General features: G+C 61.9%; 10 protein-coding genes. 9 read left to right on the forward strand and 1 reads right to left on the reverse strand.

Annotated features, from left to right (window positions below; translation table 11 throughout):
- Nucleotides 1-199 precede the first annotated feature (199 nt).
- The 9 genes from lptF (at nt 200) to pdxJ (ending at nt 8845) form a co-directional block, all read left to right on the forward strand.
- Entirely contained in the window at nt 200-1318 is a 1119-nt protein-coding gene (gene lptF / locus UCMB321_RS05485; protein ID WP_040064483.1) for an LPS export ABC transporter permease LptF, read from the forward strand.
- A complete protein-coding gene (lptG, locus tag UCMB321_RS05490; RefSeq protein ID WP_040064484.1) occupies nt 1311-2372 on the forward strand; it encodes an LPS export ABC transporter permease LptG in 1062 nt (353 codons plus the stop codon). The genes lptF and lptG overlap by 8 nt, the downstream gene beginning before the upstream one ends.
- 170 nt (nt 2373-2542) lie before the next feature.
- A complete protein-coding gene (gene lepA / locus UCMB321_RS05495; protein ID WP_040064485.1) occupies nt 2543-4342 on the forward strand; it encodes a translation elongation factor 4 in 1800 nt (599 codons plus the stop codon).
- A gap of 5 nt (nt 4343-4347) precedes the next feature.
- The gene (gene lepB, locus UCMB321_RS05500; RefSeq protein WP_040064486.1) at nt 4348-5202 is read left to right on the forward strand and encodes a signal peptidase I; all 855 of its coding nucleotides are present in this window, start codon (nt 4348-4350) and stop codon (nt 5200-5202) included.
- A 61-nt stretch (nt 5203-5263) separates the two neighbouring features.
- Complete coding sequence (locus UCMB321_RS05505; protein ID WP_040064487.1) at nt 5264-5641, forward strand: DUF4845 domain-containing protein; 378 nt, start codon at nt 5264-5266, stop codon at nt 5639-5641.
- Nucleotides 5638-6327 carry a ribonuclease III gene (gene rnc, locus UCMB321_RS05510; protein WP_040064488.1) on the forward strand — a complete coding sequence of 230 codons (690 nt, stop codon included), beginning with the start codon at nt 5638-5640 and terminating at the stop codon, nt 6325-6327. Before UCMB321_RS05505 ends, rnc begins: the two co-directional genes overlap by 4 nt.
- Nucleotides 6320-7222 carry a GTPase Era gene (era, locus tag UCMB321_RS05515; protein ID WP_040064489.1) on the forward strand — a complete coding sequence of 301 codons (903 nt, stop codon included), beginning with the start codon at nt 6320-6322 and terminating at the stop codon, nt 7220-7222. The genes rnc and era overlap by 8 nt, the downstream gene beginning before the upstream one ends.
- Nucleotides 7223-7296: 74 nt before the next feature.
- A complete protein-coding gene (gene recO, locus UCMB321_RS05520) occupies nt 7297-7986 on the forward strand; it encodes a DNA repair protein RecO (RefSeq protein WP_040064490.1) in 690 nt (229 codons plus the stop codon).
- A 112-nt stretch (nt 7987-8098) separates the two neighbouring features.
- Nucleotides 8099-8845 carry a pyridoxine 5'-phosphate synthase gene (gene pdxJ, locus UCMB321_RS05525; protein WP_040064491.1) on the forward strand — a complete coding sequence of 249 codons (747 nt, stop codon included), beginning with the start codon at nt 8099-8101 and terminating at the stop codon, nt 8843-8845.
- A 239-nt stretch (nt 8846-9084) separates the two neighbouring features.
- Here the strand turns inward: pdxJ and mltF are convergent, their stop codons facing one another.
- Complete coding sequence (gene mltF / locus UCMB321_RS05530) at nt 9085-10545, reverse strand: membrane-bound lytic murein transglycosylase MltF (RefSeq protein WP_040064492.1); 1461 nt, start codon at nt 10543-10545, stop codon at nt 9085-9087.
- Nucleotides 10546-10699 lie beyond the last annotated feature (154 nt).

The raw sequence follows: 10699 nt of genomic DNA on the forward strand, positions 1-10699 counted from the left end.
AAAGGCGGCAGTTTGAACCTCGCCGCTGGCTGGGGGCAAGTCCCAATAAAGGAGAAGGGTAGGCAAGTGCGCAGTGACAGCCGGGAGCAATCACAGGATAATGCGCCTCTTTTTGAACGGCTCGCCGCCGCGGGCCTTCTGGCAGTGCCTATGCTTGCTTGTTCGGCCACCTTAGCCTGACAACCCTGGAGTGTCTGGTTTGATTGTTTTTCGTTATCTGTCCCGCGAAGTCCTGGTCACCTTGAGCGCCGTCAGCGCCGTGCTGCTGGTCATCACCATGAGCGGGCGCTTCGTCAAGTTCCTGGCCCAGGCCGCCTCGGGTCAATTGGACCCGGGCTCGCTGTTCCTGATCATGGGCTTTCGCCTGCCCGGTTTCCTGCAACTGATCCTGCCGCTGGGCTTGTTCCTCGGGATTCTGCTGGCCTATGGACGGCTCTATCTCGAAAGCGAAATGACCGTGCTGTCCGCTACCGGCATGAGCCAGCAACGCCTGCTGGGCATGACCATGGTGCCGGCGCTGCTGGTGGCGCTGCTCGTCGCCTGGATCAGCCTGAGCCTGGCGCCCAAGGGCGCCCTGCAATTCCAGCTGCTGCTCAACCAGCAGGACGCGATGACCGAGTTCGACACCTTGGTGCCGGGCCGCTTCCAGGAGCTGAACGATGGCTCACGGGTCACCTACACCGAGCAGTTGTCCGATGACCGGGCGAACCTGGGCGGTGTGTTCATCTCGGAAAAACGCTTCGGCGTGAACAAGAAGGACCGTGGCATTTCCGTGCTGGTGGCCGAGAAGGGCCGCCAGGAAGTGCAAAAGGACGGTAATCGCTTCCTGATCCTCGAAAACGGCTATCGCTATGACGGCAGTCCGGGGATGGCCGATTATCGGGCGATCAAGTACGACACCTACGGCGTCATGCTGCCCAAGCCCGAGATCAGCGAAGAGGTCACCGACCGTGATGCAATGACCACGTCCAGCCTGTTCGGTAACCCGGAGCTGAAGGCGGTCGCCGAGTTGCAATGGCGTCTCTCGCTGCCCCTGCTGGTGTTTATCGTGACCCTGATGGCCGTGCCGCTGTCGCGGGTCAACCCGCGTCAGGGCCGTTTCCTCAAGCTGCTGCCGGCGATCCTCCTTTATATGGCCTACCTGACCATGCTGATTTCGGCCCGCGGCTCGCTGGAGAAGGGCAATCTGTCGCCGGCATTGGGCATGTGGTGGGTGCACGGCCTGTTCCTGGCCATCGGCCTGGGGCTGCTGTATTGGGAACCCCTGCGTTTGAAACTGGCGAGTCGTCGCACTGTGAAGGAGATGGCTCGTGGTTAAGCTCGATCGCTACATCGGTAGCAGTGTGTTCATGGCGATCCTCGCGGTACTGGGGATCATCCTCGGGCTGGCCTCGCTGTTTGCCTTCATCGATGAGATGGGCAGCCTCTCCGATACCTACACCTGGAGGGATGTGCTGAGCTTTGTCGTGCTCACGGCGCCGCGCCGGGTCTACGACATGTTGCCGATGGCCGGCCTGATCGGTTGCCTGATCGGCCTGGGCAGCCTGGCCAGCAGCAGCGAACTGACCATCATGCGCGCGGCGGGGGTGTCCATCGGGCGTATCGTCTGGGCGGTGATGAAGCCGATGCTGTTGCTGATGCTGATCGGTGTGCTGGTCGGCGAGTACGTCGCCCCGGCGACCGAGAGCAAGGCCCAGGCGGCCAAGGCCCTGGCCCAGGGTTCGGGGGATGCCCAGAGTTCCCGCAACGGCCTGTGGCATCGCCAGGGTGACGAGTTCATTCATATCAACGCCGTGCAGCCCAACGGCGTGCTGTACGGGGTGACCCGCTATCACTTCGACAGCGAGCGCCACATGCTGTCGTCGAGCTTTGCCAAGCGGGCGAACTTCGACAAGGACAAGTGGCAGCTGACGGACGTCACCACCACCTATTTCCGTGGCGACCACACCGAAGTGATCAATGTGCCGGAAGAGGGCTGGGACGTGGCCTTGAGCCCGAACCTGCTGAGTACCGTGGTGATGGTGCCCGAGGCGCTGTCGATCAGCGGCCTGTGGAGTTACATCCACTACCTGGCGGACCAGGGGCTGGCGAACGGCCGCTACTGGCTGGCGTTCTGGGTCAAGGTCTTGCAGCCGCTGGTGACCGCGGCGCTGGTCTTGATGGCGATTTCCTTCATTTTCGGCCCGTTGCGTTCGGTGACCCTGGGGCAGCGGGTGTTCACCGGCGTGCTGGTGGGCTTCACCTTCCGTATCGCCCAGGACCTGCTGGGGCCGTCGAGCCTGGTGTTCGGCTTCCCGCCGCTGCTGGCGGTGGTGGTGCCGGCGGCGATCTGCGCGGTGGCCGGTGTCTGGCTGTTGCGCCGGGCAGGATGATGCGGCGATCGAGCGGCAAATGATCCAGGAAAAAGCCTCTGTCCAGTGACAGAGGCTTTTTTGTCTCTGCCGTCCGGCCTGTTCACGTGACGCCTTGGCCGCGCATCAGGTACAATTCCCGGCTATTTTTCGGCGGGCAGTCTGCCTGCAACCTTTTTGAGTGTTGACCCGTGAGTGATTTGAGTCATATCCGCAATTTCTCCATCATCGCCCACATTGACCATGGCAAGTCGACTCTGGCCGATCGCTTCATCCAGATCTGCGGCGGCCTGGCCGAGCGCGAGATGGAAGCGCAGGTGCTGGATTCCATGGACCTCGAGCGCGAGCGCGGGATCACCATCAAGGCCCACAGCGTTACCCTGTACTACAAGGCCCGCGACGGCATCACCTATCAGTTGAACTTCATCGACACCCCCGGCCACGTCGACTTCACCTACGAAGTCAGCCGTTCCCTGGCGGCCTGTGAGGGTGCATTGCTGGTGGTGGACGCCGGCCAGGGCGTCGAAGCCCAGTCCGTCGCCAACTGCTACACGGCCATCGAGCAGGGCCTGGAAGTCATGCCGGTGCTGAACAAGATCGACCTGCCCCAGGCCGAACCGGACCGTGTGAAGGAAGAGATCGAGAAGATCATCGGTATCGACGCCACCGACGCCGTCACCTGCAGCGCCAAGACCGGTCTGGGTGTCGACGAAGTGCTCGAGCGCCTGGTGACCACCATTCCCGCGCCGACCGGCAATATCGAAGATCCGCTGCAAGCGTTGATCATCGACTCCTGGTTCGACAACTACCTGGGCGTCGTATCCCTGGTGCGCGTGCGCCACGGCCGCGTGAAGAAGGGCGACAAGATCCTGGTCAAGTCCACCGGCAAGATCCACCTGGTGGACAGCGTCGGCGTCTTCAACCCGAAACACACCGCCACCGCCGATCTCAAGGCCGGTGAAGTGGGCTTCATCATCGCCGGTATCAAGGACATCCACGGTGCGCCGGTGGGTGACACCCTGACCCTGAGCTCGACCCCCGATGTCGACGTGCTGCCGGGCTTCAAGCGTATCCAGCCGCAGGTCTACGCCGGCCTGTTTCCGGTCAGTTCGGACGATTTCGAGGACTTCCGCGAAGCCCTGCAAAAGCTGACGCTGAACGACTCCTCGCTGCAATACACCCCGGAAAGCTCCGACGCCCTGGGCTTCGGCTTCCGTTGCGGGTTCCTCGGCATGCTGCACATGGAGATCATCCAGGAGCGCCTGGAGCGCGAGTACGACCTGGACCTGATCACCACAGCGCCGACGGTAATCTTCGAGCTGCTGCTCAAGAACGGCGAAACCGTTTACGTCGACAACCCGTCCAAGCTGCCGGACCTGTCCGCCATCGAAGACATGCGGGAACCGATCGTGCGGGCCAATATTCTTGTACCGCAGGAGCACCTGGGCAACGTCATTACCCTGTGCATCGAGAAGCGCGGGATCCAGCATGACATGCTGTTCCTCGGCACCCAGGTGCAAGTGACCTACGATTTGCCGATGAACGAAGTGGTCCTGGACTTCTTTGACCGTCTCAAATCCACCAGTCGCGGCTATGCTTCGCTGGACTATCATTTTGATCGTTACCAGTCGGCCAACCTGGTCAAGCTGGATGTACTGATCAACGGTGAAAAGGTCGACGCCCTGGCGTTGATCGTGCATCGTGACAATGCGCATTACAAAGGTCGTGCGTTGACCGAGAAGATGAAAGAACTGATTCCTCGTCAGATGTTCGACGTTGCCATCCAGGCCGCCATTGGCGGGCAGATCGTGGCGCGGACAACCGTCAAGGCGCTCAGAAAGAACGTACTGGCCAAATGCTACGGCGGTGACGTCAGCCGTAAGCGCAAGCTGTTGGAAAAGCAGAAGGCCGGTAAGAAACGCATGAAGCAAGTGGGTAGCGTGGAGATTCCACAAGAAGCCTTCCTTGCAGTGCTCAGGTTGGATAGTTAGGTCCTATGTCACTAAATTTCCCGCTGTTGCTGGTCATCGCCGTCGCCGTCTGCGGTGTGTTGGCGTTGCTCGATCTGGTCTTTCTGGCGCCTCGTCGGCGTGCCGCCATCTCTGCCTATCAGGGCAGCGTGACGCAGCCCGATGGGGAGGTGGTCGAAAAGCTGAACAAGGAGCCTTTGCTGGTTGAATACGGCAAATCCTTCTTCCCGGTGCTGTTCATCGTGTTGGTGCTGCGTTCGTTCCTGGTGGAACCGTTCCAGATCCCTTCCGGCTCGATGAAACCGACCCTGGATGTCGGCGACTTCATCCTGGTGAACAAGTTTTCCTATGGGATTCGCTTGCCGGTGATCGACAAGAAAGTCATCCCGGTCGGTGATCCGCAGCGCGGCGATGTGATGGTGTTCCGTTACCCGAGCGACCCCAATGTCAACTACATCAAGCGTGTAGTGGGCTTGCCGGGCGACGTGGTGCGCTATACCAGTGACAAGCGGCTGTTCGTCAATGGCCAGTCGGTGGCCGAACAGCTGATGGGCGCGGAGCCAGGCATGTTGGGCAGCGCCGAGCTCTACAAGGAGCAACTGGGCGCCGTCGAGCACTATATCCGCAAGGAAATGGGCCGCTATCGCGCGCCGCCTGATCACGAGTGGAAGGTCCCGGCCGGCCATTACTTCATGATGGGCGACAACCGCGACAACTCCAACGACAGCCGCTACTGGGACGACCCCACTATTCCCAAGGAGCTGCTGGGCATGGTTCCCGACGAGAACATCGTCGGCAAGGCCTTCGCGGTCTGGATGAGCTGGCCCGAGCCGAAACTCAGCCGTTTCCCGAATTTTTCCCGGGTCGGTCTGATCAAGTAACCAAACCCGGCGCTGTGAACACAGCGCCGAGTGCTTTTTCAGGTGCCGCAGGACCATGAAGATGACATCTGCTCACTCGCAAAAAGGCCTGTCGTTTTTCGGCTGGTTGCTGACCCTGGCGGTGGTTGCCTTTGCGGCCAGCGCCGCGTTGAAGGTGGTCCCGCATTACCTCGACTATATGTCGATGAAGAGAATCATCATGTCGGTGGAAACCGACAAGGCGGCGGATATCACCACCGTCACCGACTTTTATACCCATGTTGCCCGCGGCATGCAGGTCAACAGCATTCAGGATGTGGATTTGAACAAGGCGTTAAGCGTGACGTTGGAGAACAACCGGTTCCTTGCCCACTTGAAATATGAGCAGCGTGATCCGCTGATCCAGAACATCGATCTGGTGGTCAAGTTCGACCACGAATTCAGCGTGGGTAAACCGTGAGCGTGTCTTTAAGCCGTCTCGAGCGTCAGCTCGGCTATACCTTCAAGGACCCGGAGCTGATGCTCCTGGCCCTGACCCACCGCAGTTTTGCCGGGCGCAACAACGAGCGCCTGGAATTCCTCGGTGATGCCATTCTCAACTTCGTCGCCGGCGAAGCGCTGTTCGAGCGCTTCCCCCAGGCCCGCGAAGGCCAGTTGTCGCGTTTGCGCGCACGCCTGGTGAAAGGTGAAACACTGGCGGTCCTGGCCCGTGGTTTCGAGTTGGGCGAATACCTGCGCCTGGGCTCCGGCGAGTTGAAAAGCGGTGGTTTTCGCCGTGAATCGATTCTCGCCGATGCCCTGGAAGCCCTGATTGGCGCCATTTACCTGGATGCCGGTATGGAAACCGCACGGGACCGGGTGTTGGCCTGGCTGACCTCGGAGTTCGACAGCCTGACGCTGGTGGACACCAACAAGGATCCCAAGACCCGGTTGCAGGAGTTTCTGCAGTCCCGGGCCTGCGAGCTGCCGCGTTACGAAGTGGTGGATATCCAGGGTGAGCCGCACTGCCGGACGTTCTTCGTCGAGTGCGAGATCACCCTCTTGAATGAAAAAAGCCGAGGCCAGGGCGTGAGCCGTCGTATTGCCGAACAGGTAGCGGCGGCATCGGCACTGATCGCCCTGGGCGTGGAGAATGGCAATGACTGATTCAACGGCAACCCGCTGCGGCTACGTCGCCATCGTCGGCCGGCCGAACGTGGGCAAGTCCACGCTGCTGAACCATATCCTCGGGCAGAAACTGGCGATCACCTCGCGCAAGCCCCAGACCACTCGCCACAACATGCTCGGGATCAAGACCGAGGGCGCCGTGCAGGCGATCTACGTGGATACCCCCGGCATGCACAAGGGCGGCGAGAAGGCCCTGAACCGCTACATGAACAAGACCGCCTCGGCGGCGTTGAAAGACGTCGACGTGGTGATCTTCGTGGTCGACCGTACCCGCTGGACCGAAGAGGACCAGATGGTCCTGGAACGCATCCAGTACGTCGAAGGCCCGGTCATCGTGGCGCTGAACAAGACCGACCGGATCGACGACAAGGCCGAGCTGATGCCGCACCTGACCTGGTTGCAGGAACAGTTGCCCAAGGCGCAGATCGTGCCGATCTCGGCGCAGCAGGGGCACAACCTTGATGTCCTGGAAGGCCTGATCGGTGGGCACCTGCCGGAAAACGAGCACTTTTTCCCGGAAGACCAGATCACCGACCGCAGCAGTCGTTTCCTCGCGGCGGAACTGGTGCGCGAGAAAATCATGCGTCAGCTGGGGGCCGAGCTGCCTTACCAGATCACCGTGGAAATCGAAGAGTTCAAGCAGCAGGGCAAGACCCTGCATATTCATGCGTTGATCCTCGTCGAACGTGACGGCCAGAAGAAGATCATCATTGGCGACAAGGGCGAGCGCATCAAGCGTATCGGCAGCGAGGCGCGCAAGGACATGGAGCTGCTGTTCGATTCGAAGATCATGCTCAACCTCTGGGTCAAGGTGAAGGGTGGCTGGTCCGATGATGAGCGTGCCCTGCGTTCGTTGGGTTACGGCGACCTGTAACGCGGCCCCCTGTGGCGAGAGGCCTCCGGCCTCTTGCCACACAAGCAATAGCCTTCAGAGACATTCATACGCCGATGTCCACCCAGCCCCCTCCCAGCCAACCCGCCTACGTCCTCCACTCCCGCGCCTACCGTGAAAGCAGTGCCCTGGTGGACTTCATCACGCCGCAAGGCCGGCTGCGCGCCGTGCTGCGCAGTGCGCGAGGCAAGGCCGGGACCCTGGCGCGGCCCTTCGTTCCCCTCGAGGTGGAGTTTCGCGGTCGCGGCGAGCTGAAGAATGTCGGCCGGATGGAAAGCGCCGGGGTCTCCACCTGGCTCAACGGCGAGGCGCTGTTCAGTGGCCTCTACCTCAACGAGCTGCTGATCCGCCTGCTTCCCGCCGAAGACCCGCACCCCGCGCTCTTCGACCACTACGCCGCGACCTTGCTGGCCCTGGCCGAGGGCCGGCCGCTCGAACCGCTGTTGCGCGCCTTCGAATGGCGGCTGCTGGACGACCTCGGCTACGGCTTTTCCCTGGACCAGGACATTCACGGCGAGCCCGTGGCGGCGGACGGGTTGTACCGCCTGCAGGTCGATGCCGGCCTGGAGCGGGTCTACCTGTTGCAACCGGGACTGTTCCAGGGCACCGAGCTGCTGGCCATGGCGCAGGCCGACTGGACGGCGGCGGGCGCCCTGGCGGCGGCCAAGCGCCTGATGCGCCAGGCCCTGGCGGTGCACCTGGGCGGCAAGCCGCTGGTCAGTCGCGAGTTGTTTCGCAAGCCCTGAGCGGCGGGGCATGGCCCCCTGGCATCCGCAATCGACTCACAGAACGGGCCGTAAAGGCCGCGGCCGACGTGTATGCTGTGCGTCGAATCTTCCACTCTTCAGGAGTCTTTCCGTGAGCACCAGCACTCGTATCCTTCTCGGCGTGAACATCGACCACGTTGCTACCCTGCGTCAGGCCCGGGGCACCCGTTACCCCGATCCGGTCAAGGCTGCGCTGGATGCCGAAGAGGCGGGCGCCGACGGCATCACCGTGCACCTGCGCGAAGACCGCCGGCATATCCAGGAGCGTGACGTGCTGCTGCTCAAGGATGTGTTGCAGACGCGGATGAACTTCGAGATGGGCGTGACCGAAGAGATGATGGCCTTTGCCGAGCGCATTCGTCCGGCGCATATCTGCCTGGTGCCGGAAACCCGTCAGGAACTGACCACTGAAGGCGGCCTGGACGTGGCGGGGCAGGAGGCGCGGATCAAGGCGGCGGTGGAGCGCCTGAGCAGGATCGGCAGCGAAGTGTCGTTGTTCATCGATGCCGACGAGCGTCAGATCGCTGCGTCCAAGCGGGTCGGGGCGCCGGCCATCGAGTTGCACACCGGACGTTATGCCGATGCGCAAACGCCGGCGGAAGTCGCCGAAGAGCTGCAGCGCATCGCCGATGGCGTGGCGTTCGGTGTGGCCCAGGGGCTGATCGTCAATGCCGGGCATGGCCTGCATTACCACAACGTCGAGGCGGTGGCGGCGATCCCGGGGATCAACGAGCTGAACATCGGTCATGCGCTGGTGGCGCATGCGCTGTTCGTCGGATTCAAGGGCGCGGTGGCGGAGATGAAGGCGCTGATCCTGGCGGCTGCGGCGAAGGCCTGAGGCTCGACCTTATCCAACCTGACTGAACGCAAAACCTGTAGGAGCCGGCTTGCTGGCGATAGCGACCTCACATCCGATATCGTTGTCGCCTGATAAACCGCCATCGCCAGCAAGCCGGCTCCTACAAAGACCGCGTTGGCCGTGGTTGCGAGTTGAGGCCGAGATGGCAGGGGCCGTGTTGGCGGTAGTCGCGGGCAAGGTTCAGGACGGTATCAGTTGGGGCGGTGTTCAGCTTCGGGTCAGAGCTGCGGCGGCTGCTCGGTCGGCTTGGTCTTGTCCACGCCCGGCACATGCAGGTTGCTGTCCGCCACCTGGCTGCCTTCCAGCTGCGGCTGGGTCACCCAGGTGAGGATGTCGTAGTAACGGCGGATGTTGGCGACGAAATGCACCGGTTCGCCGCCCCGGGCGTAACCGTAGCGGGTCTTTCTGTACCACTGCTTCTGCGACAGGCGCGGCAGCATTTTCTTCACGTCCAACCACTTGTTCGGATTCAGGCCTTCCTTCTCGGCCAGCTTGCGCGCGTCGTCCAGGTGGCCGCTGCCGACGTTGTACGCCGCCAGCGCAAACCAGGTGCGGTCCGGCTCTTCGATCTGCTCGTCCAACTGATCCTTCATGTACACCAGGTACTTCGCCCCACCGCTGATGCTCTGCCGGGCATCCAGTCGGTTGGACACGCCCATCGCCTGGGCCGTGCTCTGGGTCAGCATCATCAGGCCGCGCACGCCGGTCTTGGAGGTGACAGCCGGTTGCCACATCGACTCCTGGTAACCGATGGCCGCCAGCAACCGCCAGTCGATTTTCTCGTCCTTGGCCGAGGCGCGGAAGTGTTTCTCGTACTTGGGCAGCCGTTGCTGCAAATGCTGGGCGAAGGTATAGGCGCCGACATAGCCGAGGACATCGACATGCCCGTAATAGCGATCCTTCAGGCGTTGCAGGGTGCCGTTCTGCTGCACCTTGTCGAGGTAGGCGTTGATCTCGTTGAGCAGGCTGTTGTCGTCGCCCGGGGCCACCGCCCAACGCTGGTTGCGCGCATCGCCGAGGTCGAAGGCAACCCGCACGTTGGGGAAGTAGACCTGGTTCATCGCCACTTCGTTGGAGTCCACCAGGGTCAGGTCGATCTGGCCCTCGTCGACCATGCGCAGCAGGTCGACCACCTCGACCGCGTCGGACTCTTCATATTCGATCGCGGGATTCTGCTTTTTCAGCTCGGCCAGTTGTTCGGCATGGGTGCTGCCCTTGAGCACCGTGATGCGCTTGCCCACCAGGTCCGCCGGAGTGGTGGGGCGGGACTGGCCGTTGCGATAGATGATCTGCGGGGTGACTTCAAGATACGGGTGGGAAAAGCGTGCCTGCGGCTTGCGCTCGTCGCTGCTGACCAGGCCGGCGGCGGCCAGCACCGGGCCGTTGGGCTTGCCCAGCTGATCGAACAGATCGTCGAGGTTGTCGGCGGTCTCGATCTCCAGCTTGACCCCCAGGTCATCGGCGAAGCGCTTGACCAGCTCGTACTCGAAGCCGGTTTCGCCGTTGCGGTCCTGGAAATAGGTGGCCGGACTGTTGCGGGTGATCACGCGCAGCACGCCGTCCTCCTTTACACGCTCGAGTGTGCTGGGTTTATCAACACAGGCACTGAGCATCAGGAGGATTCCGGTTGCGATGAGCCACCTGGCACAGCGCGGGCGGAAAGCAGTTGGGAAGAACATCTGCGCAGTATACGCAAAGGACCCCGGCCGCCATATCTCGACAGAATCGCGTCGGTCTGCTAGCGATGCCGGCGAACGGCTGGAGGCTGTAGGAATAGGCTTTTGAGCGTGTATGAACTTTATAAAATTGTGCTGATGAATGGTGGTAATAATC

The organism is Pseudomonas batumici, assembly GCF_000820515.1.
GTDB classification, from domain to species: Bacteria; Pseudomonadota; Gammaproteobacteria; order Pseudomonadales; family Pseudomonadaceae; genus Aquipseudomonas; species Aquipseudomonas batumici.